Source organism: Tardiphaga robiniae, from assembly GCF_001618955.1.
Taxonomy (GTDB): Bacteria; Pseudomonadota; Alphaproteobacteria; order Rhizobiales; family Xanthobacteraceae; genus Tardiphaga; species Tardiphaga robiniae_A.
This window is the reverse complement of record NZ_LVYV01000012.1, coordinates 376,286-402,957: the sequence shown is the minus strand read 5'-3', so window position 1 is coordinate 402,957 and position 26,672 is coordinate 376,286. Positions and strand designations below refer to the sequence as shown.

Here is a 26,672-nt window from a genome sequence, read left to right as displayed (position 1 = left end):
GGAGTGCCGCTGCTATCTTCTCGCCCTACCCCAGCGCCCGCAACTCTCGCCGCAGCACCTTGCCCGTTGCCGTCATCGGCAGGCTCTCCGCGAACTGCACGTGGCGCGGATATTCATGCGCAGCGAGTTGCGACTTCACAAAGTCCTGCAGCTCGCGCGCCAGTGCATCGCTGGGCACGAAGCCCGGGCGCAGCACGATCCAGGCTTTCACCGCTTCGGTGCGGATCGGATCGGGAATGCCGACCACTGCCGAGAGTGCCACCGCCGGATGTTTCAGCAGCGTGTGTTCGATCTCGGAAGGGCCGATGCGATAGCCGGCCGAGGTAATGACATCGTCTTCACGCGAGACATACCAGAAGTAACCGTCATCATCCTGAATGCCGAGATCGCCGGTGAGCAGGAATTCGCCAGCGAATTTCTTCGCGGTGCCTTCCGGATTCTGCCAGTAGCCGAGCATGGTACAGGGATTGGGCTGTCTGATACCAACGATGCCATGCTCGCCGCGCGGCAGTTCCTCGCCCTGCTCATTGACGATACGCACATCGAAACCCGGCGTCGGCTTGCCCATAGAGCCCGGTTTGATCGGAAACAGATCGGCATTGTTGCCAACCACGAGATTGCATTCGGTCTGGCCGTAGATCTCATGCGCGTCGATGCCGAAGGTATTGCGCACCCAGTCGAGCAATTCCGAACCGAGCGACTCGCCGCCAGTGAGCATGCTGCGCAGCTTCACGCCATCATGTTTGACGTTTGCCTGCCGCATCAGCTTCAGCGCCGTCGGCGGCAGGAACACATTGCGTATCTTGTGGTCGGCCATCAACTGCATCGCTGCCGCTGGCTCGAATTTCCTGGCGCGATAGCCGACGATCGGCACGCCGTGATACCAGGCCGGAAACAGCGCATCGAACAGCCCGCCGATCCACGCCCAGTCCGCCGGCGTCCAGTAGACGTCGCCCGGCTTCGGAAAGAAGCCGTGCACCATCTCCACATTGGGCAGATGGCCGAGCAGCACGCGATGCGCATGCAGCGCGCCCTTGGGATTTCCCGTGGTGCCCGAGGTGTAGATGATGATCGCGGGATCGTCGCAGGACGTATCGACCGTGGTGAAGTCTTCGGACGCCGCCTCGATCGCCGACCAGAACGATTTGGCACCGGCATGCGGTGCACTGTCCGTGACGTAGATATCTTGTAAATGAGGCAGCCGCTCGCGAATTTTCGACAACTTGTCCCAGCCACTCGCGTCGGTGACGATGGCCTTGGCCCCAGAATTGGCAAGGCGGAATTCCAACGCGTCCTCGCCGAACAGCGTGAACAGCGGCACCGACACCAGCCCGGACCGGAACGCCGCGAGATGCGCCACCGGCAATTCCACCGATTGCGACAAAAACACCGCAATGCGGTCGCCGCGCTGCAGGCCATCAACCTTCAGCACATTGGCGAAGCTGCGCGAGAATGCCTGCATCTCGTCGAAGGAGAAACGATGCGTGCCGCGGTCCTCGTCCACATAGATCAGCGCCAGCCGCCCGCTACCGTCGGCATGACGGTCGCAGGCCACCGTCGCGATGTTGAATCGCTCCGGCACATCCCAGCGGAAATTGCGGGCGAGCGTCTCATAATCCGTGGTTTCGACCAGCATGGCAGGCGTCTCCCTGCGGCCTTGCTTGCTTCTTCTCGTTATTCCAAGGGAGAAGTCTGAACGGCCGCGGCCCCATTCTTAAACGAGGAGTCCTGTCTGCCAAAGTGCCTTGAAATTCCCGGCCCGGCATGGTCTCAAGCACCCTATTCGGAACCCGGCGCTATCAGCGCCTTCGCAAGCTCAATCCGGCAGAAATTCCCCATGGCACGCAGGTTTTCGGCCGCCTACCAGTCGGAGCCAGTATCCAGCCTGGCGCTGTGGGCGCGGCGCCTCGCGGTTTTTGCCGCCATTGCAGCCCTCACCTCGATCATCATCGTCCGCTTCGGGTTCCTTGAAGTAAAACCGGCGCTGATGACCTTCTTCGGCGCGTTGGGATTCGCCGGCCTCTCGATCCTGGTGGCGCTCGCCGGCTTTGCCGCGATCTGGCAGAACGGCTCGCGGGGCATGAGCGTGATCCTGCTGGCACTCATGCTCGACGCGGTGATCCTGGCCTATCCCGGCTACCTTGCGTACCAATACCGCAAGCTGCCGCCGATCCACGACATCACCACGGACCCGATCGACCCGCCGCGCTTCGAAGCACTGGCGCGGCTGCGCACCGGCGACGATACCAACTCCGCCGTCTATGCCGGGCTCTATTCCGCCGAACAGCAGCGCGCCGCCTATCCGGATATCGAACCGGTCGAACTCGAAGTGCCGGTGCAGCGTGCCTATGACGTAGCACGCGCGCTGGTCGACAAGCGCAAGTGGACGATCATCGACGAACGCCCGCCGCAGCCGCCGCGCCGCATCGGCCGCATCGAGGCCGTGGCGCGCACACCGATCATGGGTTTCCGCGAAGACGTCTCGATCCGGGTAACACCGGACGGCGAAGGTTCGCGCGTCGATATCCGCTCGTCGTCGCGCTATTTCGAGGGCGACCTCGGCAGCAACGCCGCGCGCATCACCAAGCTGATCGACGATATCAACACCGCCGTCGACAGCGCGCCGGTGCCGAAGAAGGCGGCGACGCCGGCGAAGGCAGCGGTGAAAGGCGCGAAGAAGTAGGCTCCGCGCCAATCTCTCCGCACTAAAGGCTGATCCGCCTGCGTGGAATCGAGTCGTCACGCTCCACTTCAAGCTCGCTGGCCGCTCACCCTCTCGCCCGCTTCTCCACATTCGCAATCCGCTCCGGCACGCCGAATTCCTGCCGGCAGACATCAGCGAGTACCGCGATCCCTTCGCGGATTTCGTCATGGGTGGGGCTGGCAAAACAGATCCGGATGTGGCTGCCGGCATAGGCCTTGTCGACGGACCATTCCGGGCCGGGATTGATCGACACGCCAGCCTTGAGCGCGGCCTGATAGAGCTTCATCGCATCAACATTGGCGGGCAGTTTCACCCACAGGAAGATGCCGCCTTTGGGTTCGTCGAATTCCGCCGCCGTGCCGAACTGCTCGTTGAGCGCATCCATCAGCGTCTCCAGCTTGGCGCGCAACCCGCGCGTCGCCTTCGGCACATGGGTGGCGAAATGCGGCACGCAATATTCGGCGAGGACCATCTGCTCCAATGCGCCAGAGCCGGCATCGATCTTCAGCGCCAGCATGCGTGACATGATTTCCCAGGGCGCGACGATGTAGCCGACGCGGAGAGCAGGCGCGATCGACTTGGAGAACGAGCCGATATGGATCACGCTGCCGGTCTTATCCATCGCGTGGAGCGCCGGCGGACGCTCGCCGTTCCAGATCAGATCGGCATAGCAATCGTCCTCGAATATGGGGACGCCATATCTGGCCGACAGCGCCAGCAGCTCGCAGCGACGGCTTTCCGGCATGATGGTGCCGGTGGGGTTCTGCACCGTCGGGATCGTATAGATGTATTTCGGGCGGATGCCCTTCGCCTTCAGATCTTCCAATGCTGTGGCCAGCGCGTCCATCCGCATGCCGTCGTCATCCAAAGGGATGCCGACGATATTGACGCCGAGACGGGTGAGCCGGTTGATGGAGCCTTGATAGCAGTCGCGCTCGATGATGACGGTGTCGCCCTTGGCCAGCAGGCTGTGATTGACGAGGTCGAGCGCCTGCAGCGAGCCGGAGACAACCAGGATATCATCGGCCGTACAATCGATGCTTGCGTCGCGCTTGAGCTTGCCGACGATGAAAGTGCGCAGCGGCAGATAGCCCTGCGGACCGCTCGCCAGACCGTAGGTTGCCAGCGTGCGTCCCTCGCGCAGCATGGCGGCATTGGCGGCAGCAGTCAGGCCCTCCACCGGTACCTGGTCCATATCGTTGTTCCCGCCGACGAAGCTGTATTTGGCGAGACCGGTCCATTTTGCCGCAGCCGCGGGCAGGCCCGGAGGCAGCAATGGCGCGTAGTCGAACCGTGCAGTGGTCATGAACGTCGTCTCCCTGAAGCTTTTTATGATGAAGGCTGCCTCGTTGGACCGCCCCCTGCGTGTATCGCGCGCCGAATGCCGGATATTACCCCTTTGCCCTCGCGCGGCGCACCATTAGAATGCCGCCGAAATGTAAGGCTTTTCCGGCAGGGGCATGCACGACTTAATCCGCGATATCACGCTGTGCATCCTGTTTGCGTGGGGCATCGGGCTTATTGCGCATTTCACCCGGCAGCCGTTGATTCTTGCTTATCTGATTGCCGGCTTCATCATTGGGCCATTCGGCATCGGCTTGGTCAAGTCGGACGAATCCATCAGCACGATCTCCGAACTCGGCCTGATCTTCATGCTGTTCATGATCGGGCTCGAGATCGACCTGAAGAAGATCATCCGCGCCGGCAAGGTCATCCTGTTCGCCGCGGGCGGCCAGTTGATCGCAGGCTGCGTACTCGGCGCGGCCTTCTTCATGGCGCTCGGGCTCAAGCTCGGCGGCGGCGGGTTCGATGCGCTGTATCTCAGCGTCGCCTGCGCATTGTCCTCGACGGTGGTCATCGTCAAGGTGCTCTACGAGAAGCGCGAGCTGGACACACTGCCCGGCCGTATCACGCTCGGCATCCTGGTGCTGCAGGACATTTTTGCGATCCTGTTTCTGGCGGTGCAGCCGAGCCTCGCCGATCTGCAGGTCAGCGTTGTCGCTTTGTCGATTGCCCGCGTCGGCGTGCTGGTCGCCACCGCGCTGATCCTGAGCCGCTACGTGCTGCCGGCGCTGTTCCACCAGATCGCGCGGCGCCCGGAACTGGTGTTGCTGGGCGCGCTGGCCTGGTGCTTCCTGATCGGCGAGATTGCCGAGCGGCTGCATCTATCCCGCGAGATGGGCTCGCTGGTCGCCGGCGTATCGCTATCGACCTTTCCCTATGCGCTGGACGTCACCGCCAAGGTGACGACGCTGCGGGACTTCTTCATCACGCTGTTCTTCGTCGCCGTCGGCATGACGATCCCGATCCCGAACGGCGCCACTATCGGCCTCGCCCTGATCATCGCCCTGTTCACCGTGATCAGCCGCATGCTCACGACCTTCACGCCGCTGTATCTGATGAAGCAGGGGCTGCGCGCCAGCCTGCTGCCGGCGCTCAATCTGGCGCAGATCAGCGAATTCTCGCTGGTGGTGCTGCAAACGGGAATTGCCGCCGGCCATATCACCACGCAGACCTCCAGCGCGGCGTCCTTCGCCTTCGTGATCCTGGCCGTACTCTCCACCTTCGCAATGATGCGCAGCGACCAGATCACGCGCCTCTTGATCGGCCCGATGAAGCGTATCGGGCTGCGCGACCTCGACCACCGCCAGGGCGAGAGCGACCATGCAGAGGGCCACGGGGACGCACGCCGCATCGTCATTCTCGGCTTCTTCCGCACAGCCTCCGCCCTGCTCGCCGAGATCGAACGCCAGAACACGTCGCTGCTCGACCAGATCAGCGTCGTCGATTTCAATCCCAACGTCTTCCGCACTTTGGTCGGGCGCGGCCAGCACGTGATCTATGGCGACATCAGCAATGTCGACACGCTGGTCCATGCCGGCGTCGGCAATGCCGAGATCATCATCCTCAGCGTGCCGGACTCGCTGCTGAAGGGTGCGAACAACGAGAAGCTGGTCCGCCATGTCCGCTCGATCAACCCGAACGCCAAGATCATCTCGACGGCGGACGTGCTCGGCGATGTTAACGATATTTACGCCGCCGGCGCCGACTACGTCACCGTGCCCCGGCTCAGCGATGCCCACGCGCTGTATGAGGTGATCGAGGCCGCCGATCAGGGCCTGCTGGACGCCAAACGCGCCGAAATGGACGCGCAACTGGCCGAACGGCGAGAGGTGCTGCCGTAGTCCTTTCTTCACCTCTCCCCGCCCTTTGCGGGGAGAGGTCGCCGCGTCTTTCGCGGCGGGTGAGGGGCATAGCACAGCGCTCACCACTGCGACGAAATTTGCGGATCGAAGAGCCCCTCACCCCAGCCCTCTCCCCGCAAGGGCGGGGCGAGGGAGCGCGCGGCCGGCGCTTCATGTCAAATTCCCCCATTCCGCACTGCGAACCCGCATACCGCCCCCCATTTCCGCGGGTTGCACCGCCCCCCGCTCTGCGCCATATGGACCTCACACAGAGCAAGAGTGCATTCATGGCCGACCCAATTTCAGACGTTCTGCAAGCCTTTGCCGCCGGCGAAATGGTCGTGGTGACCGATGATGACGACCGCGAGGGCGAAGGCGACCTCATCGTCGCCGCCTCGTTCTGTACCGCCGAAAAGATGGCCTTCATCATCCGGCACACCTCCGGCATCGTCTGCGCGCCGATCACCACCGAGGATGCGCGCCGGTTGCGGCTGGATCCGATGGTGGTCAACAACGATAGCAACCACACCACCGCCTTTACCGTCTCCATCGACTACAAGCCCGATGGCGGTACTGGCATTTCGGCCGATGAGCGCGCCTCGTGCTGCCGCGCACTGGCCAATTCGAATGCCGGCGCCAATGACTTCGCCCGCCCCGGCCACATCTTCCCGCTGATCGCCCGCGAGGGCGGCGTGCTGATGCGCTCCGGCCATACCGAAGCCGCCGTCGATCTCTGCAAGCTGGCCAATCTCGCCCCCGTCGGCGTCATCAGCGAATTGATGAACGACGATGGCTCGGTGATGAAGGGCCAGCAGGTCGTCGACTTCGCGGCGAAGCACAAGCTCAAGCATGTCACGATCGCTGACATGATCGCCTATCGGCAGGCCCGCGAGAAGCTGATCGAGCGCGTCTCGACCTTCACCACAGACAGCCCGATCGGCCCACTGCAGGGCTATTCCTATCGCTCGCCGTTCGATCCGATCCACCATGTTGCCTTCGTTTACGGCAGTGTCGGCGACGGCAAGAACGTTCTGACGCGCTTCCACAAGCCGAACATCGTGCGCGACGTGTTCACGGGGCCGGCCAAGATGAATGTCATCCTGGAGCGCTTCAGGAACAACGGCAGCGGCGTGCTGGTCTATCTGCGCGACGGCGCTGCGGGCGTGCCCGTCGAGCCGTTCGATGCACCGAAATCGGCGGAAGCCGACCGCAACCGGCAGTGGCGTGAAATCGGCGTGGGTGCACAGATCCTGCGCGATCTCGGCGTCACCTCGATCCGCCACCTGACCTCGTCGACCCATGACTACAAGGGCCTGTCGGGTTTCGGCATCGAGATCGCCTGCAACGAACAGCTTGATGGCGATAGTTCAAAGACCTAAAATGCCGTAGCACGCAATGCGCGGGTGCCGCCTGAGACGGCACCCTGTTGAGCGAAACAGCGCTTGCGACCAGAACACGCGCAGCCAATGCGCATTATTCAGCCATGATGTGAAAGGGATTTCGATGAGCGTTGCCCCCAAGGCAAAGGACAAGCCGGCCGCTGCAAGTTTCCAGTGGGACGATGCGTTCCTGCTCGATAGCCAGCTCACCGAAGACGAGCGCATGATCCGCGACACCGCGCGCGCTTACGCCCAGGACAAGCTGCTGCCGCGCGTCAACGATGCCTATCTCAATGAGCACACCGACCGCGAAATCTTCAACGAGATGGGCGAGCTCGGCCTGATCGGCATCACGCTGCCGGAAGACTATGGCTGCGCCAATGCCAGCTATGTCGCCTACGGCCTCGTGGCCCGCGAGATCGAGCGCGTCGATTCCGGCTATCGTTCGATGAACTCGGTGCAGTCGTCGCTGGTGATGTATCCGATCTACGCTTACGGCGACGAGAACCAGCGCAAGAAGTACCTGCCCAAGCTCGCCACCGGCGAGTGGGTCGGCTGCTTCGGCCTCACCGAGCCCGATGCCGGCTCCGATCCCGGCGGCATGAAGACGCGCGCCGAGAAGGTGTCGGACGGCTACAAGCTCTCGGGCTCCAAGATGTGGATCTCCAACGCCCCGATCGCCGACGTGTTCGTGGTGTGGGCGAAGTCCGCCGCGCATGACAATCAGATCCGTGGCTTCATCCTCGAGAAGGGCATGAAGGGTCTGTCGGCGCCGAAGATCGGCGGCAAGCTCAGCTTGCGCGCCTCGATCACCGGCGAAATCGTCATGGACGGCGTGATCGTGCCGGAAGAGAACCTGTTGCCCAACGTCTCCGGCCTCAAGGGTCCGTTCGGCTGTCTCAACCGCGCCCGCTACGGCATCTCCTGGGGCGTGCTCGGCGCTGCCGAGGACTGTATGGCCCGCGCCCGCCAGTACACGCTGGACCGCAAGCAGTTCAATCGCCCGCTCGCGGCCACCCAGCTGGTGCAGAAGAAGCTCGCCGACATGCTGACCGAAATCTCGTTGGGCTTGCAGGGCTCGCTGCGCGTCGGCCGTCTGATGGACGAAGGCAATTTCCATCCGGACATGATCTCGGTGGTGAAGCGCAACAATTGCGGCAAGTCGCTGGACATCGCCCGCATGGCGCGCGACATGCACGGCGGCAACGGCATCCAGGCCGAATACCATGTGATGCGCCATGCGCAGAACCTGGAAACCGTGAACACCTATGAGGGCACGCATGACGTCCACGCGCTGATCCTCGGCCGCGCCATCACGGGCATCCAGGCGTTCGGCTAACCGTTACGCTTTCAGCGTTTCGAAATGCCCGGCCTCGCGCCGGGCATTTTTGTTTTGCTCAGACGGTCATGGACTCCCTCCCCCTTGCGGGGAGGGTCGGCCGATAGGCCGGGGTGGGGGTGCCCCATGTGACGTCGGAGTGGGGGGCACCCCCACCCGACCGCGCTTCGCGCGGCCACCCTCCCCGCAAGGGGGAGGGAAAAGGAGAGCACCGCCGAATATCTGAGCGCATATCAGCCGCGACCCGCCGCCGTTTGCTTTCCCCGCTCCCCTTGCTAGTCATCACAGGCCAAGAACATGCTGGGAAGGACCGACCATGAGCGACAAGGATAACGGCGCCAACGACGACGTTCCGTTCAATCGCGATTATCCGCTGAAGCCCGGCGTCGTCGATCAGGTCCGCCCGGGCGTGCGCCGGGTTCTCTGCAATAACCCCTCGCCTTTCACCTTCAGTGGCACCAACAGCTATATCGTCGGCATCGGCAAGGTCGCGATCATCGATCCGGGCCCGGCCAATGATGCGCATCTGCAGGCGCTGCTCGATGCCGTAAAGGGCGAGACCGTGACGCATATTTTCGTCACCCACACCCATAGCGACCATTCGCCGAACACTGCGGCGCTCAAGGCCGCCACATCAGCCACGGTCTATGCCGAAGGTTCGCACCGCGCCTCGCGGCCCCGCTTCGAGAGTGAAAAACATTCGCCGGAGTCAGGCGCCGACCGGGACTTCAAGCCGGACGTGCTGGTCGCCGATGGCGACGTGATCGAGGGCGACGGCTGGGCGCTCGAAGGCGTGGCCACGCCGGGCCATACCGCCAACCACATGGCCTTTGCCTGGCGCGAGAAAAAGTATCTCTTTGTCGCCGATCATGTGATGGGCTGGTCGACCTCCATCGTCGCGCCGCCCGATGGCTCGATGATCGACTACATGGCCTCGCTCGATAAACTCGCCGCGCGCGATGAGGACCTGTATTTCTCCGGCCACGGCCCGGACATTCCAGATGCGCAGCGCTATGTGCGCTTTCTCATTCGCCACCGCCGTGCCCGCGAAGCCTCGATCCTGCATCGTCTCGGCAAGGGCGAAGCGGATATCCCGACCATCGTGCGCGCGATCTATATCGGCCTCGATCCGCGCCTGACCAATGCCGCCGGCTATTCCGTGCTGGCGCATCTGGAAGATCTCGTCGCCCGCGGCATGGTGCTGACAGACGGCGATCCGGTCATTGGTGGAAAGTATCGAGTGGCCGCCTAACCTCTCCCCGCCCTGCGCGGGGAGAGGTCGCCGCGTCTTCGCGGCGGGTGAGGGGTAGTGCACGCACTCACAACGATCAAGCGACTGTCGGATCGCACCGACCCGAGAGAAAAACTCTACGATATCGACGTGCCACGCCCCTCACCCCACCTAGCACAGCTTCGCTGTGCGCGGGAGCGGGGAGAGGGAGCGAGAGGCCTGCGCCAGAACATAGCCGCTACGGCAGATTCACGATCTCGACCCAGTTCGGATTCTTGCCCACGGGTGTTTCGCCCAACTTGGTCAGCGCCCCTGTCGCCTTATCGATGGCATAGGCCGTCATGCTGTTCGACAATTGCCCGACCGCCAGCAGATAGCGGCCCGACGGATCGATATTGAATCCGCGCGGCTGTTTCTCGGTGGCGCTCGAGCCGAGCGAAGTCAGCGCGCCGGTCTTGGGGTCGACACGGAACGCCGCAATCGTGTTGCTGGTGCGCTCCGACGCATAGAGAAACTTGCCGTCCGGCGTCAGATGGATATCCGCCGCCCAGGGCTTTCCCTCAAATGGCTTGCCGTCGAAGCCCTTCGGCAGCGCGGAGGCGACCTGCGTCTCCTTCTTCAGCGTGCCGGTGGCAGCGTCCCACGGAAACACATAGATCGCCGCGTCGAGCTCGTTGAGCAGATAGACGAACTTCTTGTCAGGCGAGAACACCAGATGGCGCGGGCCACCTTTCGCCTTCACGCTCACGGTCGGCGGATCGTTCGGCGTCAGCTTTCCGGCCTTGGCATCGAATTTCTGCTGATAGACGACATCGCCGCCGAGGCTCGTATGCAGCACATAGCGATTGGTGGGATCGACGATGATGCAATGCGCGTTCGGTTCGGTGGCGACGACCTGCTGTGCCGGCGCGATCACGCCATTCGGCCCGATCGCGTTCACCGTCACCTTGTTGCCGCCATAGGACGCGCTGAGCAGAAACCGCCCGGTGCGATCGACGGCGATATAGGCCATGGAATCGGCCAGTGGCCCGGGGCCGACAAGTTTCAGTTTTCCAGTTTTGGCATCGATATCGAAGGTCACCGCCGTGTAGGGCTCGTTGCGCAAACCGGCATAGAGCCGGTGCTTCTCGGGACTGATGGCCAGCGGCAGCGAGCCGCCGGGCTTTGCCGGCCCCGGCACCGCCACGGTGTCGATCGCAGCGAGACTGCCATTCGCCTTCAATTCGAGAACGCTGATGTTCTGGCTGTCGGCATTGCCGACATAGACATAGGTGGCGGCACTGGCCGATGACATGATGAGCCCTGTTGCTAACGGGAGCGACACGATCGCCAGCAGCGCCTTCAAACCGGCGCTGGCACGCGTGAACGGCCAACGGCGCGAAACGGAACGAACCCGTGCGAGCATCAACACCTCCCTGCCTCTTTTCATTGGGAGGGATGATGCTACCGCCTTTTCGAATAGGCAAGCTGCGCTGCGGCAAAGTCAGAACCGGGAGATCAGAACCGGCCGGCCACCGTCACCCGCAAGGCCAGCGGTTCGACCGGATGCAGCACGCGATCCATGATGCCGGTCTGGCACACTGCGGCAGGTGCCGTCGGTGCCCCGCCGCCACCGGGGAAGCACATGGCGAATAGCGAATCCGACTTCAGCAGCGAGCCGTAAGCATAGGTGATCTGGTCGGACTTGCTGTCGAGCATGTTGAAGGCGTCGAGCTGAATGCGCCAGCCATTATCGAAGCGGTAACCAACCTGGCCGTTCAGCAGTCCCGTCGCCGGCGAGATGAAGGCGCCGTCTTCGGTCAGCGGCCGCGAGCCGAAATAGCGATAGCGCAGCGCGCCGAACCAGCCGGTGGCTTCGCCCAGACGAATGCCCGCGGAGGCAATCATGTTGGGCGCACCTGGAATGAGATTGCCAGGTGCATTACCAATCTGCAACGCCGGATAGCCGTCGAGCTCCGCATAGGCCGCCGCCTGATCGGCGTTGCTGCCGCGGAAGCGTGCGCGCGTCATTGCCAGATCAGCCTCAAAGCTCAGCCATGAGGTCGGCTTGTAGTCATTGGTCCATTCGAAGCCTACGCGGCGGCTGGGGCGGCTCGGTTCGGTATCGCCAGCGTCGCCGACAAACAGGATTTCGGACGCGGAATCCAGCATGAAGAGCGCGATCGAGCTGGTCAGCCCTGGAATGAGTTTGGTACGCAGTCCGATTTCGGCACCCTTGGTCTTCACCAGGAACGGCGAGCTATCGACCGGCGAACCGTCGCTCGGCGATTCCTTGATGGTCACACCGCGCGCATCGTTGCTGTGAAAACCCTCGCCGGCATTGAGGAACAGCTCGGTCTTCGCAAAGGGACCAATCACCAGACCTGCCTTGGGGCTGCCGATGGTCGCCGTGGCACTGCCGGAATTGGCGGGATTGAAGAACGAATTGACCGTGGTGTCGTAATAGTCGCCGCGCCAGCCGATATTGGTGCGCAGCCAGTCAGTCCAGAACGTGGTGTTCTGCACGAACACACCGACGCTGCCTTCCTTCACGCCATCGCTGCGCGTGGTGGAGAGATATTGCCGCTTGATGGTGTTGCCGAGGCTGACATTGATATCGTCGTAGCGGCTCTGGATGCCGACCTCGGTTTCGTTGCGGAAGCCTGCGATATTGTACTTGAATGTATGCGAGGCATTGATGCCGCCGAGCACGCGGTCGTCATATTGATGAAACTGGTCGCCATTGACGGGATCGCTGAGAAAGAACGTGAAGTTGTTCCACAGATTGAGCTTGCTCTTGATGACGTAGAAATCGAGTTTGGTTGCGCTGTCGAGATCGGTTTGCCGGAGACGGCCGGACAGCGAAAAACGCTCCGAATTGCCCCCATCGCTCGGATCGAGCGCGCCATAGCGGCCGATCTCGCCCGAGGTAATCGCCCGCAGCGGTACCTGATCGGTGGAATTCCACTTGTTGCCATAGGCCATGCCGGTCAGCGACAAACCATTGTCGGCAGTACCCTGGCTGTAGCGGATCACGCCATTGAGCTTCTGGAGCTTGTCGGGATTGTCCCACGGGCCGTTATAGATATTGGCCTCGGCTGCCACCAGCAGCGTGCCTTCGCCGACTTTGCCCGACGTCACGCCGAAGGCGCGGTTATAGCCGAAACTGCCCGATGTGATCGACGCCATGGTGCGCGCGACACTGTCGATCAGGCTGACATGGATCGCACCCACCGATGAGAAGTCGCCTTCATCGGCGAAATACGGTCCCTTGCGGACATTCACCGAACTGATCAGTTCGGGGATGAGGAAGTTGGTATCGGCATAGCCCTGGCCGTGACCATGGGTGCGCATGTTCACCGGCATGCCGTCGATGGAGATCGCGAGATCCGTGCCGTGATCGAGATTCACACCGCGCAGGAAATACTGGTTGGCTTTGCCGTCACCGGAATGCTGGGTGATGATCAGACCCGGCGCCACCTCCAGAGCCTCGGCCGGACGCGACAGAGGCCGTGCATTGACCTCGGTGCCGCTGACAGTCTTCTCGCTGGCCGAGGCGACCGGCGCCTGCGCCGCACTGGCGCCGGGCGTGACACTCATGCCGCCGGCCCCCAACGTCGGTGCGGCAACATGGCGTGCCGCCGGACGACTCGCCTCGGTCCCATTGCGCGGCACACGCGGCTTGGCTGCATGCCGCGGCGGGGCCTCGACTTCGACCGGGGACAACACCGTCGCCGGCTGCGCAGGTGACGGCGTGACGGCTGCGAGCGACGAGGCCAGCAAGATTCCAGCCGATGAAAAGAGAGAGCGATGCATCAGTCAGTCGGCCGGGCTATGCTGGGTTCAACCGGAACACACTGACATGCCAAGTATGACAAAGTCAAAGATTCGTCATACTATTTGAGAGGACCGATGCAGCGCATTACGATCACGCTCGATGACGACCTGATGGAAGAGCTGGATGCGATGATCGCCGAACACGGCTATCAGAACCGCTCCGAAGCGATCCGCGATTTTGCCAGGGCCGGCATGCAGCAGGCCGCACAGGAGAAGGGCAAGGCCGGCGAATGCGTCGCCGCCCTGGTCTATGTCTATGATCACGCCCAGCGCGATCTCTCACGACGCCTGGTCGATACCTATCACCATCACCACGATCTCTCGCTGGCGACGCTGCATGTCCATCTCGATGGCGACAACTGCATGGAAGTCACGGCGCTGCGCGGCTCAGGCAGCGAGGTGCAACATTTTGCCGATCACATCATTGCGGAGCGCGGTGTGAAATATGGCCGGGTGGTGATGATGCCGACGGGGAAGAAGGTGGATGGGAAGAAGAAGGGGCATTCGCACGGGTGAATGTGGAGCGCGCCATTGCCGATGGCCTCCCTCCCCCTTGCGGGGAGGGTCGGCCGAGCGAGGCGATGCGCAAGCATCGACGAAGTGGAGGCCGGGGTGGGGGTAGCCCCGCACTCAGGCTGGAGTTTGTGGCACCCCCACCCGACCGCGCTGCGCGCGGCCACCCTCCCCGCAAGGGGGAGGGATAAGAAAGATCAATCCCAATCCGGCGCGAAACCCGGATTGACCAGCCGCTGCGTCTTCGGCAGTGCTGCGATCGCCTTGCGGTCGTCGTCGTCCAGCGTCACCTTGAGCGCATCGAGATTGGCCTGCTGGCTCTCCTTGCGCGATGCCTTGGGGATCGCTGCCACGCCGTCCTGATCGAGCAGCCACTTCAGCGCCACCTGTGCCGCTGACACGCCGTGCTTGGCGGCGATCTTTTTCATCACATCGTTGTCCGCAAGCCGGCCCTGACCGAGCGGGCAATAGGCCACCAGCGGGATCGACTTCGACCGCAGATAGGTCAGGAGCTTCGTCTGGTCGAGCAGCGCATGATATTCGACCTGGTTGCAGGCGACCGGCGCGCCGATCTCCTCCACCGCCTGCTTCATCAGCTTGACCGGAAAATTCGCCACGCCGATGGCGCGGACGCGGCCTTCGTCCTTCAGCTTCAGCAGCGTCTCGAAGATCGCCGGCAGGTTCATGCCCTTCGAGGGCCAGTGCACCAGATAGAGATCGATGACGTCCAGACCGAGCTTCTTCATGCTGGCGTCGAAAGCGCGCTTGATGGCGTCGGGCGCGAGATTCTCATGCCAGACCTTGGTGGTGACATGGAGATCCTTGCGGGCAATGCCCGAGGCCTTGATACCGGCGCCGACTTCGGCCTCGTTGCCATACATCTCGGCGGTGTCGATGTGCCGATAACCGAGCCCGATGGCGCTTTCCACGCCGGCGACGCAGCCGTCGCCCGTGAGCTTGAATGTGCCGAGGCCGAGTTTCGGCACCTTGATGCCCTGGGTATTCAGATTGTCCATGTCCCTTCCTCAAGCATGTCAATTCATCAATATGGCGAAACCGTCCGAGACGACGGCGCCTGAAGTGTTTGATACGGTGCCAGCCTGCAACGATAAACTCAAATCACCGGGAGAGTTTCAGCACCATGGAAAAGGCATTACGCGGATGGCTCGACTCCCACGGCCTGCTGGCCATCACTGCGGCCGTGCTCGGGGTCATCAGCCTGCTGGCCATGATCCTGGTGGTGGGCGGCTTCTGGCTGGCGCGCTAAACGGCTTCATCTCACGATGTCGCTGATGGGCTTCTGAATGTCGCCCATGGACTGGTATCGCTTCCCGAAATACGCGACACTCCGGGCCTGATCGCCACCCGGATTTTCCATGCGCTATTCGCTGACGTCACTGCTCAAGCAGACCCTCACCGGCCATAAGGGCTGGACGCCGCAATGGCGCGACGCGGCGCCCAAGGCCGAGTACGACATCATCATCGTCGGCGGCGGCGGGCACGGGCTGGCGACGGCCTATTATTTGGCGAAGGAATACGGCCTCAGGAATATCGCCGTCCTCGAGAAGAGCTGGATCGGGTCAGGCAATATCGGCCGCAACACCACCATCATCCGCTCCAACTATCTGCTCTCCGAGAATATCTCGCTCTACGAGCTGTCGCTGAAATTGTGGGAAGGCCTCGAGCAGGACTTCAACTACAACGCCATGGTCAGCCAGCGCGGCGTGCTGAACCTCTACCATTCCGACGGCCAGCGTGACGCCTATGCGCGGCGCGGCAACATGATGCGGCTGAACGGGGCCGACAGCGAATTGCTGGATCGCGAGGGTGTCCGCAAACTCTATCCGTTCCTGAATTTCGATGCGGCGCGCTTTCCGATCCAGGGCGGGCTGCTGCAGAAACGCGGCGGCACCGTGCGGCACGATGCCGTCGCCTGGGGCTATGCCCGCGGCGCCAGCGATCGCGGCGTTGACGTGATCCAGAATTGCGAAGTGACAGGGATCGACATCGTCGATGGTCGCGCAGTGGGCGTGCAGACCTCGCGCGGCGCGATCAGAGCGAAGAAGATCGGCCTTGCCGTTGCCGGCTCGTCGTCGCGCGTCGCGGCGATGGCCGGGATGCGGCTGCCGATCGAGAGCCACGTGCTGCAGGCCTTTGTCTCCGAAGGGCTGAAGCCGGTCATCCCCGGCGTCATCACCTTCGGCGCCGGGCATTTCTATATCAGCCAGTCCGACAAGGGCGGCCTCGTGTTCGGCGGCGATATCGACGGTTACAACTCCTATGCCCAGCGCGGCAACCTGCCTGTGGTCGAGGATGTCTGCGAAGGCGGCATGGCCCTGATGCCGGCGATCGGACGCGCGCGGATGCTGCGCAACTGGGGCGGCCTCGTCGACATGTCGATGGACGGCTCGCCGATCATCGACCGCACCCACGTCAAAGGGCTCTATCTCAATGCCGGCTGGTGCTATGGCGGCTTCAAGGCGACACCCGGCTCCGGCTTCGTCTTCGCGCATCTGCTGGCGAAGGACGAACCGCATCCTGCCGCCAATCGCCTGCTGCTGGACCGGTTTCTCTCAGGCCATATCGTAGATGAAAAGGGCCAGGGCGCCCAACCGAACCTGCATTGAGGCCCCATGCGCATCCCCTGCCCTTACTGCGGATCCCGTGACGCGTCGGAATTTTCCTATTCCGGCGACGCCACGCTGACGCGGCCCGCGCCCGACAATGCCGATGCGATGTTCGATTATGTCTATCTGCGCGACAATCCCGTCGGCGTGCACAGGGAATATTGGTATCACGACGCCGGCTGTCATGCCTGGCTGACGGTGACACGCAACGTCTCGACGCATGAGGTGATCGACGCCGTGCTGGCCCATGATGAGGCTGCATCATGAGCATCTCGCGTCGTCTCGCATCCGGTGGACTGATCGACCGATCGAAGCCGATCAATTTCACCTTCGACGGCAAGACCTATGGCGGCTATGCCGGCGACACACTGGCGTCCGCGCTGCTCGCCAATGACACAATGCTGGTCGGCCGCTCGTTCAAATATCATCGCCCGCGCGGCATCTTTTCGGCCGGGCCGGAGGAGCCGAATGCGCTGGTGACGCTGCGCACGGGCGCGCGCGGCGAGCCGAACACCAAGGCCACCACCGTCGAGCTGTTTGATGGCCTCGTCGCATCGAGCCAGAATTGCTGGCCGTCGCCGAATTTCGACCTGCGCGCCGTGCATCAGCTCGCCGGGCCGCTGCTGAATGCCGGCTTCTACTACAAGACCTTCATGTGGCCGGCGGCGTTCTGGGAGAAATTCTACGAGCCGGCAATCCGCCGTTCGGCGGGACTGGGCGCACTCAGCGGTCTCGACGATCCCGACACTTATGAGAGGTCGCACGCTTTCTGCGATCTGCTGGTGATTGGCGCCGGCCCGGCGGGCCTTGCCGCAGCGCTCGCCGCGGGCCGTGCCGGCGCGCGCGTGATCGTGGCAGAAGAAGATTTTGTGCTTGGCGGCCGCCTGCTCAGCGACAGCGCGCAGATCGATGGCGTCTCAGCGGCCTCATGGGCGGCACTGGCCGAAGCCGAACTTGGCACACTGCCGAATGTCCGCATCCTCAAGCGCACCGCCGTGTTCGGCGTCTATGACGGCGAATATGGCGCCATCGAACGCGTCAGCGATCACCTGTCGGTGCCGCCACCCTTCGCGCCACGCCAGCGGCTGTGGAAAATCGTCGCGCAGCAGTGCGTGCTCGCCGCTGGCGCGCAGGAACGACCGCTGGTGTTTCCCGGCAATGACAGGCCCGGCATCATGCTGGCCTCGGCTTTGCGCACTTATGCCAATCGCTTTGGCGTGACGCCGGGCCAGCGCATCGCCATCTTCACGACGTCGGATGACGGCTGGCGCAGCGCATTCGAATTGCAGAAGGCCGGCGCCGAGATCGCCGTCGTGGTCGATGCACGGACGGAGGTCGCACCGGATGTCCGCAAGCTCGCCGGCAATGCTCCGCAGTTCCTTGGTGCGCATGTCTCGGACACCTCGGGTTATCGCCGGCTGACGAACATCACAATCACCGACAGTGCTGGCCAGACGCGCAGCGTGGCCGTCGACACGCTCGGCGTCTCCGGCGGCTGGTCGCCGAGCATCGGCATCGCCACGCATCTCGGTGGCAAGGGGAGCTGGTCGGAGGAAAAGTCGGCATTCCTCTGCAATGATCTGCCCCCAGGCATGCAACTCGCGGGAGCCGCAGCGGCGCAATGGACGCTGACGCAGGCATTGGAGAACGGCGCATTGGCCGGCGCGAAGGCGGCCTCACATGTCGGCCTCGGCCTGCAGGCGCAGAAGCCGATCCTCGCCGGCGATGAAGCCTCCGGTAACAACCCGGTCTGGCTGTTTAAGGGATCGCGCCGCAAGGCCTTCGTGGATCTGCAGAACGACGTCACGGCGACAGACGTTGCCCTCGCTGCGCAGGAGGGCTTCCGCTCGGTCGAGCAGCTCAAGCGCTACACCACTTTGGGCATGGCGACCGATCAGGGCAAGACGTCCAACGTCAACGGCCTTGCGATCCTCGCCGGCGAAATCAAAAAGACCATCGCGGAGACCGGCGCCACGCGGGCGCGCCCTCCGTATGTGCCGGTCGCCATCGGCGCCTTTGCGGGTCTGCACAGCGGCAAGCATTTCAAACCGACGCGGTTGACGGCCAGCCACGCCGCCTCCGCAGCAGCGGGCGCCACCTTCGTCGAAGCCGGCCAATGGATGCGCGCGCAATGGTTCAATGCGCCCGGCGAGAATGACTGGCTGCAGAGCGTCACCCGCGAGGTGAAGGCTGTGCGTTCCAGCGTCGGCATCTGCGACGTCTCGACCCTCGGCAAGATCGCGCTGTGCGGATCGGATGTCGGAACGTTCCTCGACCGCGTCTATATCAACACCTTCTCGACGCTGCCCGTCGGCAAGGTGCGCTATGGCGTGATGCTGCGCGAAGACGGCTTCGTGATGGATGACGGAACAACCGGGCGTCTCTCCGCCGATCACTATGTGATGACCACCACGACCGTGAATGCCGGCAAGGTGATGCAGCATCTGGAATACTGCCATCAGGTGCTGTGGCCCGAACTCGACGTTCAGATGGTCTCGGTGACCGAACAATGGGCGCAATATGCGGTCGCGGGGCCGAAGTCGCGCGCCCTGCTGCAGGCCCTGCTTGGCGGCGCCTGCGATGTCTCCAACGAAGCCTTCCCGTATCTGGCCTGCGCCGAGTTTCACGTCGGCAACATTCCGCTGCGGCTGTTCCGCGTCTCGTTCTCCGGCGAACTCGCTTATGAGATTGCCGCGCCCGCGGGCTATGGCGAGGCGCTGTTCAACGCGCTGATGCAGGCCGGCAAGGCACTCGGCGTTACGCCCTATGGCACCGAGGCGCTCTCGGTGATGCGCATCGAAAAGGGCCATGTCGCCGGCTCCGAACTCAACGGCCAGACCGTGGCGCGCGATCTCGGGCTTGGACGCATGATGTCGGTGAAGAAGGACTATATCGGCCGCACCATGGCGGCGCGTGAAGCGCTGATCGATCCCGACCGCCCGACATTGGTCGGCCTGCGCCCCGTCGATCGCAGCCAGCGTTTGCGTAATGGCGCATTGCTGTTCGCGCGCGGCATGACGCCTGCGCCGGACAACAATGCCGGCTTCATCACCTCGACGGCGTTCAGCCCGGGCAATAATCACTGGATCGGCCTTGGCCTGCTGGCGTGCGGACTGGAACGGCACGGCGAGATCATCCGCGCCTGGGACCCCGTACGCTCCGGCGATCTCGAACTTGAGGTCGTCGATCCCGTCTTTGTCGATGCAGAAGGAGCACGGCTGCGTGCTTGATCTCGCCCATATCCCGGCCTTCGCAAACCTGCGCTCCATGGGCGATGGCCGCGGTGTCATCGCACGCGAACGGCGCGGCATCGCCGTCGCCACCGTGATGGCGCGCAAGGGCCAGAGTGCCGCGCTCGCTGCTGCCGTGAAAGAGCAGTTCGATATCAACCTGCCACTAGGACCGCACGGTTCCGGCAGCGATGCCATGTCATTTCTCGGCACCGGTCCCGGTCGCTGGCTGGTGACGCATGATGCGGGCACGCCGCGTTTCGTGGATAGTCTCGCGCAGCAGCTCGACAGCCTCGCCTCCGTGGTCGAACAGTCTGATGGTGTGGGCTTGCTACGACTGTCCGGGCCAGCCCTGCTTGAGGTGCTGGCGAAGGGCGTCGCCATCGATCTTAGCGCCACCGCATTTCCCGCCGGCAGCGTTGCCGTCACGCAGATCGCGCATATGGGCGTGACGCTGTGGAAGGTCGACGAGGCGCCGACGATTCACATCGCCGTCGCGCGCAGCATGGCCGGCAGCTTCCTGCACTGGCTGGAGGCGTCGGCGGCGGTGGCAGGATTGGTGGTGGACAGCTAGCTCAGTAGCCGCGGCTGCGATCCACCGAATCCTTCGGCTGCACACCCGCCTGCACCGCCTCGGCCGTGGCGAGGATGGTGTCGCCGATGGCGGTCATGGTGACTTCGCAGGCGTCATGCGGTGTCAGCACGATCTGCGGATGCGACCAGAACGGATGGTCCTTGGTCAGCGGCTCGGTGTGGAATACATCGAGGGTCGCGCCGGAGAGCTGCCCGCTGGCGAGCGCATCGAGAATATCCTCGTCGACCGAATGCTCGCCGCGGCCGACCTGAATGAGATAGCTGCCGCGCGGCATCTTCGCAAACAGGTTTGCATTGAGAATGCCGCGGGTTTCCTCGGTGAGCGGCAGCAGATTCACCAGCACCTCGGAGCCGGCGAGCATCGCGTCGAGCCCGTCACTGCCATTGAAACCCGTCACACCCGGCGTCGGCGGCTTGGCCGAGCGGCTCCAGACCCGGACGGGAAAGCCGAGCATCGCCAGATCGGACGCGACGCGCGCGCCGATGGCGCCATAGCCGAGAATGCCGATCGGAACCTCGGACGGGCGGCGTCCGCCCCCGAGGCGCTTCCAGACGTGATCGCGCTGGTTCTGCAGATAGGTCCCGAACTGGCGCTGGTGATAGATCACGTTCCAGATCACGAAGCCCGACATCATCTGCGCCTGTGCCGGCTCGACCACGCGCACCACGTCGATGCCGTCGCGCAGGCTCGGGCAATTCAGGATGCTGTCGGCGCCGGCGCCGATCGAACATGCGGCCTTGAGGTTCGGATAGTGATCGAACGCATCCGCATGCGGATGCCAGCCGACGGCCATGCTGACTGCGGCGGGATTGCTGCCATCGAGATGATCGACAAAATTCACCTTGCCGTCGAGTCGGGCGATTTCGTTGGTCAGGTATTTGCGCAGGTTGATGGTCCTGCTCAGGAAAACGCAAGTCACGGGAGACGTCGGCATAAGGGTCAGGCGGCCTGGGATGGCGAACTCTGGCCGGGGACGGCACCGAGCAATTCGCGGGTGTAGGGATGTTCCGGCGACGCAAACAGTTGCGCCGTGGGCTTCAGCTCGACGATCACGCCGCGCTGCATCACGGCGATGCGATCGCAGATCTGCGCGGCGACGCGCAGATCGTGGGTGATGAACAGCATCGACAGCCCAAGGCGCGCCTTGAGGTCTTCGAGCAGCTTCAGCACCTGCGCCTGCACCGAGACGTCGAGCGCGGAGACGGCTTCGTCGGCGACGATGATTTCCGGATCCATCGCGAGCGCGCGGGCGATGCCGAGGCGCTGGCGCTGGCCGCCGGAGAACTCGTGCGGATAACGGTCGAGCGAGCCGGCATCGAGACCGACCATCCCGAGCAGATCACGCGCGCGCTGCATCGCGAGTTTCGGATCGGTGCCGCGGGCGATCGGGCCATCGGTGATGATCTGGCCAACCCGGCGCCGCGGATTGAGCGAGGCAAACGGATCCTGAAAAATCATCTGGATGCGGTGGCGCTGCGCGCGCAGCGCCCTGCCTTCGAGCGCCGTAAGATCGACGTCGCCGATGCGCACCGTGCCGCGGTCAGCCTCGATGAGCCGCATCACCAGACGCGCCACTGACGACTTGCCCGAACCGGACTCGCCGACCAGACCGACGGTCTCGCCCTGCATGATCGAGAACGTGACTTCGTTGGCGGCCTGCACGCGGCGATCCGGCTTGAACCAGCCGCCCGAGGTCACATAGGTCTTGTCGAGGCCTATGACCTCGACGGCCCGAGCATTTTCATCCAGCGGTGCGCGCACCGGCGGGTGCATCGACGGCACGGCAGCCAGAAGCGCTTTGGTGTAATCGTGCTGCGGATTCCTGAAGACGGCGTCGATGGAGCCTTCCTCGACGATCTTGCCATGGCGCAACACCACGACACGGTCGGCGATATCGGCGACGACGCCGAAGTCATGGGTGATGAACATCACGGCCATGTTGCGGCTACGCTGCAGATTGCGGATCAGCTTGAGGATCTGCGCCTGCGTCGTCACGTCGAGCGCGGTGGTCGGCTCGTCCGCCACGAGCACCGAAGGCTCCAGCGCAAGCGCCATGGCGATCATCGCACGCTGGCGCTGACCACCGGAGAGCTGGTGCGGATAGGCGCGGATGATGCGCTCGGGATCGGGCAGACCGACTTCCTTGGCGAGGCTGAGGGCCTTGGCGCGGCGCTCCTTCGGCGTCAAAAGATTATGCGCCTCGAACATTTCCATCATCTGCTCGCCAATCCGCATCAGCGGATTAAGCGCCGTCATCGGCTCCTGGAACACCATGGCGATGCCGCGACCACGCACTTCGCGCCAGCCGCTTTCGTCGAGCTTCAGGAGATTCTGGCCCTCGAACAGAACCTCGCCGGTCTCGGTCTTCACGGTGTCCGGCAGCAGACCCATCAGCGCATGCGCGCACATGGACTTGCCGGAACCGGATTCGCCGACGACGCAGACAATCTCTCCGGGAATGAGATCGATGGACACGCCATCCACCGCATAAGGGCGTTCGGCGCTCTTCGGCAGGGCGATCCTGAGATTCTTGATGGAAACGGCGGGCGCTTTAGACAGCACTTGGGTCATCAGCGGCTATCCTTCGCCAGGCGCGGATTGAGCGCGTCGTTGAGGCCTTCACCGATCAGGTTCATGCCGAGCACCGAGATCAGGATGGCGACGCCGGGGAAGACCGTGATCCACCAGGCCTGACGGATCACCGTCCGGCCCGCGCCGACCATATAGCCCCAGGACATCAGGTTGGGATCGCCAAGGCCGAGGAACGACAGCGAGGACTCCAGCAGGATCGCATTGGCCACCATCAGCGACGCCAGCACGATCACCGGCGACAGTGCGTTTGGCAGAATCTCGCGCGAGATGATCCAGGTATTGCTCTGGCCGGTCACGATGGCGGCCTGAACATATTCGCGTGTACGCAGCGACAGCACCTCGCCGCGCACCAGACGCGCCACCGGCGGCCACGAGACGATGGCGATGGAACCGACGATGGAATAGATCGACGGCTGCAGGATCGCCACCAGCACAATGGCCAGCGGGAAGCTCGGAATGGTCTGGAAGAACTCGGTGAAGCGCATCAGGGCGTCATCGACCTTGCCGCCGAAATAGCCGGCGATGGCGCCGAGCGGCACACCAATGGTCAGCGCCACCGTGGTCGAGACGAGACCGACGAGCAACGAAACGCGTGCGCCGTAGATCAGGCCGGCGAAAACGTCGCGGCCCAGCGCATCGGTGCCGAGGGTCACCATGGGATTGGTGAAGGGCGGCAGGAACGGCCGCTGCACCATCCGCCAGGGCGAGGTCGGAAAGATCATCTGCCCGAACAGCGCGATGAAGATCGCAATCGTGATGATGATCAGACCGATAAGGCCGCCGGGATTGCGCAGCATCAATTTCCAGAACTTCTTCATGATGCAAACTCGATGCGTGGATCGACCAGCCGATAAACGAGGTCGGTGACGAGGTTGAAGATCAGGACCATCGCCGAGCAGACCACGAAGACGCCGAGCAGAAGGTTATAATCGCGTTGCAAGAGTGCCTCATAGAGCAACCGGCCGATGCCGGGCCATGCAAACACCGTCTCGGTGAGCACGGCGCCCCCAACCAGCGTACCGGAGTGGACGCCGGCCAGCGTGACCACCGGCAGCAGCGCGTTGCGCAGCACGTGACGGCGCTGGATGATACTGTCGCGCAGGCCCTTGGCGCGGGCCGTCTTGACGAAATCGAGCCGCTTGACCTCGAGCATCGAGGCGCGCGTCATGCGCGTATAGGTCGCCATGAAGAACAGGCCGATGGTCATGGCCGGCATCACCAGATGCAGGGCGACGTCCTTGACATGCGCAAACCCGGTGTAGTTCGCGCCGATAGTCTCGTAGCCGAAGCTCGGCAGCCAGCCGAGATAGACCGAGAACAGCAGGATCGACATCAGCGCGACCCAGAAGATCGGCGTGGCATAGAACAGCAGCGCCGAGACAGTGATAGCAGTGTCCGCCCATGTCCCCGCAAATCTTGCCGCCAGCGTGCCGAAGGTGATGCCGAGTAACAGCGATATCCCGAACGCCGTCAGCGTCAGCAGCAGCGTTGCCGGCAGACGCTCGGCGATCAGCTTCGCGACCGGCATCTGCTGGCGGAACGAGAAACCGAGATCGAGGGTGACGACACCCTTCACGTAAATGAACAGCTGCTCCGGCAGCGGCTTGTCCAGTGAGAACTTTTCGCGCAGCTGCTGGACAAATTGCGCATCGCTGGCGCCGGCCTCGCCGGCCATCACCGATGCGGGATCGCCGGGCGCAAGGCGGATCAGGAAGAAGTTCATCACGATGATCGCAAGCAGGACGAACACGCCCTTCACGATCCTCTGGGCAACGAATGACAGCATCAGAGGTCCATCGCATTCAGGTCAGAGTACACAAAGAAAACCCGTGACGATCGCAGGGATCGTCACGGGCATCAGGCTGAAAGCTTACTTGTCGATCCAGGCGTCGCGGAAGCCGTCATTGACGCCGATACCGGTCGTGATCAGGTTCTTGATCTTGCAGTTCGTGATGGTCGGGAACTGCAGTTCAAGCTGCCAGGCGACAGGCACATCCTCGACGAGAATCTTCTGGACCTTCTCGTAGATTTCCTGGCGCTTCGAATCCGGCGTCGCGACAGCGCCTTCTTCGAACAGCTTGTCTACCTCAGGATTGGAGTATCCCTCGAGGTTGTTGAAGAGCTGGCCCTTGGCGATTGCGCTCGTCACGTAGTTGCGGCCGACACCGAGAGCCGGATCACCATACTGATACAGATAGGTGAACGAGATATCGTAATCCCATTCGCTGTTCTTCTGGTTGGAGCCGGGCACGTCGGTGGCGATGGTCTCGATATTCATGCCGACGTCGACGAGGTTCTGCTTCACAGCTTCACCCCAGCGCGACCAGGTTTCGCCGTAAGGCAGCGGCATCAGGCGGACCTTCTCGCCCTTGTAGCCGGCTTCCTTCAGCAAGGCCTTGGCCTTAGCCGGATCGTACGGGTACTTCTGCACGTTGTCGGTGTAGAACTTGATCGCCGACGAGGACGGGCCGGTAGCGACTTTTCCGAGACCGTTCCAGATCACGTCGCGCGCGAATTCGCGATCCACCGCGTACATGATCGCCTGACGCACCTTCTTGTTGGCGAGCACGGGGGTGCGGTTGTTGAGCCACATCCAGGCCATCGGCGAGAAGAACTCCCAGCCATCGCCTGTGACGCAGGTATTCGGCAGCTTGCTGACGCGCGGCACGTCGAAGTTCTCGATCGAACCGCCGGGCAGCACATCGACCTTGCCGGTCTCGTAGGCCACCGAACGCGCAGCGGCGTCCGGAATGATCTGCCAGTAAATGCCGTCGATATAGGGCTTGCCCTTGACGTGGTAGTTCGGGTTCTTCACCAGCTGGATGAACGAGCCCTTCTTCCATTCCTTGAACATGAACGGGCCAGTACCGATCGGCGTGTTGTTCGCCGGATTGGTCTTGACGTCGCTGCCCTCATAGATGTGCTTCGGGATGATCGGCATCGAGCCGACTTCGAAGATGCCGATGAAGGGGCCAAAGGGCTGCTTCAGCGTGAAGACGACGGTGTAATCGTCGGGCGCTTCGACCTTGTCGAGCTGCACGAGGTTGTTGCGCGCACGCGCGTGAGTGATCTTGAGCGTCTCGATGGAGAACAGCACGTCAGCCGCCGTGAACGGCTTGCCGTCGTGCCAGGTCACACCCTGTTTGAGCTTGAACGTGTAGGTCTTGGCATCCGGGCTGATGGTCCAGCTCTCGGCGAGACCCGGCTGCGGCTCCAGTGTCTTGCTGTAGCGCAGCAGGCCTTCATAGATGTTGCCCGAGACCATCTGGGTCGGGCCGTTCTGGACGAGCGCCAGCATCAGGCCCGGCGGCTCTGGCTGGATCACCGCATTGATGGTGCCGCCCATCTTCGGCTCCTGCGCGAGCGCCATCGTGCTCGTGAAGACGAGCGGGCTCACGCTGGCCAGTGCCAAAGCCAATACAAATTTCTTCAACATATCTTTCCCCTTAGTGCCGGCTGGC

Annotated in this window: 21 protein-coding genes; 11 read left to right on the top strand and 10 right to left on the bottom strand. The window is 63.0% G+C overall.

What is annotated here, in order from left to right; genetic code table 11:
- Nucleotides 1-25 precede the first annotated feature (25 nt).
- Nucleotides 26-1,636 (bottom strand): acyl-CoA synthetase, encoded by a 1,611-nt coding sequence (locus A4A58_RS15115; RefSeq protein WP_068733390.1) that lies wholly within the window; start codon nt 1,634-1,636, stop codon nt 26-28.
- Nucleotides 1,637-1,837: 201 nt separating this feature from the next.
- On the opposite strand from A4A58_RS15115, the gene A4A58_RS15110 reads away from it, so the two are divergent.
- A complete protein-coding gene (locus A4A58_RS15110) occupies nt 1,838-2,683 on the top strand; it encodes a DUF1499 domain-containing protein (RefSeq protein ID WP_068733388.1) in 846 nt (281 codons plus the stop codon).
- An 85-nt stretch (nt 2,684-2,768) separates the two neighbouring features.
- On the opposite strand, the gene A4A58_RS15105 is transcribed toward A4A58_RS15110, so the two are convergent.
- Nucleotides 2,769-4,010 carry a PLP-dependent aminotransferase family protein gene (locus tag A4A58_RS15105; protein ID WP_068733386.1) on the bottom strand — a complete coding sequence of 414 codons (1,242 nt, stop codon included), beginning with the start codon at nt 4,008-4,010 and terminating at the stop codon, nt 2,769-2,771.
- Nucleotides 4,011-4,164: 154 nt separating this feature from the next.
- Here A4A58_RS15105 and A4A58_RS15100 point away from each other — a divergent pair, with 154 nt between their 5' ends.
- The 4 genes from A4A58_RS15100 to A4A58_RS15085 all read left to right on the top strand — a co-directional run bounded on the left by A4A58_RS15100 (nt 4,165) and on the right by A4A58_RS15085 (nt 9,859).
- Nucleotides 4,165-5,889, top strand: a complete 1,725-nt coding sequence (locus A4A58_RS15100; RefSeq protein ID WP_068733384.1) for a cation:proton antiporter — start codon at nt 4,165-4,167, stop codon at nt 5,887-5,889.
- Between the two features lie 287 nt (nt 5,890-6,176).
- Complete coding sequence (gene ribB, locus A4A58_RS15095; RefSeq protein ID WP_068733763.1) at nt 6,177-7,268, top strand: 3,4-dihydroxy-2-butanone-4-phosphate synthase; 1,092 nt, start codon at nt 6,177-6,179, stop codon at nt 7,266-7,268.
- Nucleotides 7,269-7,392: 124 nt separating this feature from the next.
- Complete coding sequence (locus A4A58_RS15090; protein ID WP_068733382.1) at nt 7,393-8,607, top strand: acyl-CoA dehydrogenase; 1,215 nt, start codon at nt 7,393-7,395, stop codon at nt 8,605-8,607.
- 316 nt (nt 8,608-8,923) lie between these two features.
- Nucleotides 8,924-9,859 (top strand): MBL fold metallo-hydrolase, encoded by a 936-nt coding sequence (locus A4A58_RS15085; protein ID WP_068733380.1) that lies wholly within the window; start codon nt 8,924-8,926, stop codon nt 9,857-9,859.
- A gap of 217 nt (nt 9,860-10,076) precedes the next feature.
- On the opposite strand, the gene A4A58_RS15080 is transcribed toward A4A58_RS15085, so the two are convergent.
- Nucleotides 10,077-11,243 (bottom strand): lactonase family protein, encoded by a 1,167-nt coding sequence (locus tag A4A58_RS15080; RefSeq protein ID WP_068733378.1) that lies wholly within the window; start codon nt 11,241-11,243, stop codon nt 10,077-10,079.
- Nucleotides 11,244-11,335: 92 nt separating this feature from the next.
- Complete coding sequence (locus A4A58_RS15075; protein ID WP_068733376.1) at nt 11,336-13,633, bottom strand: TonB-dependent receptor; 2,298 nt, start codon at nt 13,631-13,633, stop codon at nt 11,336-11,338.
- A gap of 96 nt (nt 13,634-13,729) precedes the next feature.
- Between A4A58_RS15075 and nikR the strand changes: the two genes are divergently transcribed.
- Nucleotides 13,730-14,170 carry a nickel-responsive transcriptional regulator NikR gene (nikR, locus tag A4A58_RS15070; RefSeq protein ID WP_068733374.1) on the top strand — a complete coding sequence of 147 codons (441 nt, stop codon included), beginning with the start codon at nt 13,730-13,732 and terminating at the stop codon, nt 14,168-14,170.
- Between the two features lie 194 nt (nt 14,171-14,364).
- On the opposite strand, the gene A4A58_RS15065 is transcribed toward nikR, so the two are convergent.
- Complete coding sequence (locus A4A58_RS15065) at nt 14,365-15,183, bottom strand: aldo/keto reductase (RefSeq protein WP_068733372.1); 819 nt, start codon at nt 15,181-15,183, stop codon at nt 14,365-14,367.
- Between the two features lie 125 nt (nt 15,184-15,308).
- Between A4A58_RS15065 and A4A58_RS31660 the strand changes: the two genes are divergently transcribed.
- The 5 genes from A4A58_RS31660 to A4A58_RS15045 all read left to right on the top strand — a co-directional run bounded on the left by A4A58_RS31660 (nt 15,309) and on the right by A4A58_RS15045 (nt 20,598).
- Entirely contained in the window at nt 15,309-15,434 is a 126-nt protein-coding gene (locus A4A58_RS31660; protein ID WP_256461202.1) for a hypothetical protein, read from the top strand.
- A gap of 109 nt (nt 15,435-15,543) precedes the next feature.
- Nucleotides 15,544-16,794: a sarcosine oxidase subunit beta family protein gene (locus tag A4A58_RS15060; RefSeq protein WP_068733370.1), complete on the top strand. Its 1,251-nt coding sequence runs from the start codon at nt 15,544-15,546 to the stop codon at nt 16,792-16,794.
- 6 nt (nt 16,795-16,800) lie between these two features.
- A complete protein-coding gene (locus A4A58_RS15055) occupies nt 16,801-17,061 on the top strand; it encodes a sarcosine oxidase subunit delta (RefSeq protein WP_068733368.1) in 261 nt (86 codons plus the stop codon).
- Nucleotides 17,058-20,024, top strand: coding sequence for a sarcosine oxidase subunit alpha family protein (locus A4A58_RS15050; protein ID WP_068733366.1), 2,967 nt, complete (start codon nt 17,058-17,060; stop codon nt 20,022-20,024). The genes A4A58_RS15055 and A4A58_RS15050 overlap by 4 nt, the downstream gene beginning before the upstream one ends.
- Nucleotides 20,017-20,598: a sarcosine oxidase subunit gamma gene (locus A4A58_RS15045; protein ID WP_158005686.1), complete on the top strand. Its 582-nt coding sequence runs from the start codon at nt 20,017-20,019 to the stop codon at nt 20,596-20,598. The genes A4A58_RS15050 and A4A58_RS15045 overlap by 8 nt, the downstream gene beginning before the upstream one ends.
- A gap of 1 nt (nt 20,599) precedes the next feature.
- Here the strand turns inward: A4A58_RS15045 and A4A58_RS15040 are convergent, their stop codons facing one another.
- The 5 genes from A4A58_RS15040 to A4A58_RS15020 form a co-directional block, all read right to left on the bottom strand.
- On the bottom strand, nt 20,600-21,538 hold the full coding sequence (locus A4A58_RS15040) for a 2-hydroxyacid dehydrogenase (protein WP_068733761.1): 939 nt from the start codon (nt 21,536-21,538) through the stop codon (nt 20,600-20,602).
- 20 nt (nt 21,539-21,558) lie between these two features.
- On the bottom strand, nt 21,559-23,190 hold the full coding sequence (locus tag A4A58_RS15035; RefSeq protein WP_068733362.1) for an ABC transporter ATP-binding protein: 1,632 nt from the start codon (nt 23,188-23,190) through the stop codon (nt 21,559-21,561).
- Nucleotides 23,190-24,029 carry an ABC transporter permease gene (locus A4A58_RS15030; protein ID WP_068733360.1) on the bottom strand — a complete coding sequence of 280 codons (840 nt, stop codon included), beginning with the start codon at nt 24,027-24,029 and terminating at the stop codon, nt 23,190-23,192. The genes A4A58_RS15035 and A4A58_RS15030 overlap by 1 nt, the downstream gene beginning before the upstream one ends.
- The gene (locus A4A58_RS15025; protein WP_068733358.1) at nt 24,026-24,997 is read right to left on the bottom strand and encodes an ABC transporter permease; all 972 of its coding nucleotides are present in this window, start codon (nt 24,995-24,997) and stop codon (nt 24,026-24,028) included. Before A4A58_RS15025 ends, A4A58_RS15030 begins: the two co-directional genes overlap by 4 nt.
- An 84-nt stretch (nt 24,998-25,081) precedes the next feature.
- Nucleotides 25,082-26,647: an ABC transporter substrate-binding protein gene (locus tag A4A58_RS15020; protein ID WP_068733356.1), complete on the bottom strand. Its 1,566-nt coding sequence runs from the start codon at nt 26,645-26,647 to the stop codon at nt 25,082-25,084.
- Nucleotides 26,648-26,672: the final 25 nt, after the last annotated feature.

Excerpts from the sequence above, each read along its gene's own strand:
- A4A58_RS15115 (WP_068733390.1), bottom strand. The coding sequence starts at position 1,636 with ATGCTGGTCGAAACCACGGATTATGAGACGCTCGCCCGCAATTTCCGC.
- A4A58_RS15110 (WP_068733388.1), top strand. The coding sequence starts at position 1,838 with ATGGCACGCAGGTTTTCGGCCGCCTACCAGTCGGAGCCAGTATCCAGC.
- A4A58_RS15105 (WP_068733386.1), bottom strand. The coding sequence starts at position 4,010 with ATGACCACTGCACGGTTCGACTACGCGCCATTGCTGCCTCCGGGCCTG.
- A4A58_RS15100 (WP_068733384.1), top strand. The coding sequence starts at position 4,165 with ATGCACGACTTAATCCGCGATATCACGCTGTGCATCCTGTTTGCGTGG.
- ribB (WP_068733763.1), top strand. The coding sequence starts at position 6,177 with ATGGCCGACCCAATTTCAGACGTTCTGCAAGCCTTTGCCGCCGGCGAA.
- A4A58_RS15090 (WP_068733382.1), top strand. The coding sequence starts at position 7,393 with ATGAGCGTTGCCCCCAAGGCAAAGGACAAGCCGGCCGCTGCAAGTTTC.
- A4A58_RS15085 (WP_068733380.1), top strand. The coding sequence starts at position 8,924 with ATGAGCGACAAGGATAACGGCGCCAACGACGACGTTCCGTTCAATCGC.
- A4A58_RS15080 (WP_068733378.1), bottom strand. The coding sequence starts at position 11,243 with ATGCTCGCACGGGTTCGTTCCGTTTCGCGCCGTTGGCCGTTCACGCGT.
- A4A58_RS15075 (WP_068733376.1), bottom strand. The coding sequence starts at position 13,633 with ATGCATCGCTCTCTCTTTTCATCGGCTGGAATCTTGCTGGCCTCGTCG.
- nikR (WP_068733374.1), top strand. The coding sequence starts at position 13,730 with ATGCAGCGCATTACGATCACGCTCGATGACGACCTGATGGAAGAGCTG.
- A4A58_RS15065 (WP_068733372.1), bottom strand. The coding sequence starts at position 15,183 with ATGGACAATCTGAATACCCAGGGCATCAAGGTGCCGAAACTCGGCCTC.
- A4A58_RS31660 (WP_256461202.1), top strand. The coding sequence starts at position 15,309 with ATGGAAAAGGCATTACGCGGATGGCTCGACTCCCACGGCCTGCTGGCC.
- A4A58_RS15060 (WP_068733370.1), top strand. The coding sequence starts at position 15,544 with ATGCGCTATTCGCTGACGTCACTGCTCAAGCAGACCCTCACCGGCCAT.
- A4A58_RS15055 (WP_068733368.1), top strand. The coding sequence starts at position 16,801 with ATGCGCATCCCCTGCCCTTACTGCGGATCCCGTGACGCGTCGGAATTT.
- A4A58_RS15050 (WP_068733366.1), top strand. The coding sequence starts at position 17,058 with ATGAGCATCTCGCGTCGTCTCGCATCCGGTGGACTGATCGACCGATCG.
- A4A58_RS15035 (WP_068733362.1), bottom strand. The coding sequence starts at position 23,190 with ATGACCCAAGTGCTGTCTAAAGCGCCCGCCGTTTCCATCAAGAATCTC.
- A4A58_RS15030 (WP_068733360.1), bottom strand. The coding sequence starts at position 24,029 with ATGAAGAAGTTCTGGAAATTGATGCTGCGCAATCCCGGCGGCCTTATC.
- A4A58_RS15025 (WP_068733358.1), bottom strand. The coding sequence starts at position 24,997 with ATGCTGTCATTCGTTGCCCAGAGGATCGTGAAGGGCGTGTTCGTCCTG.
- A4A58_RS15020 (WP_068733356.1), bottom strand. The coding sequence starts at position 26,647 with ATGTTGAAGAAATTTGTATTGGCTTTGGCACTGGCCAGCGTGAGCCCG.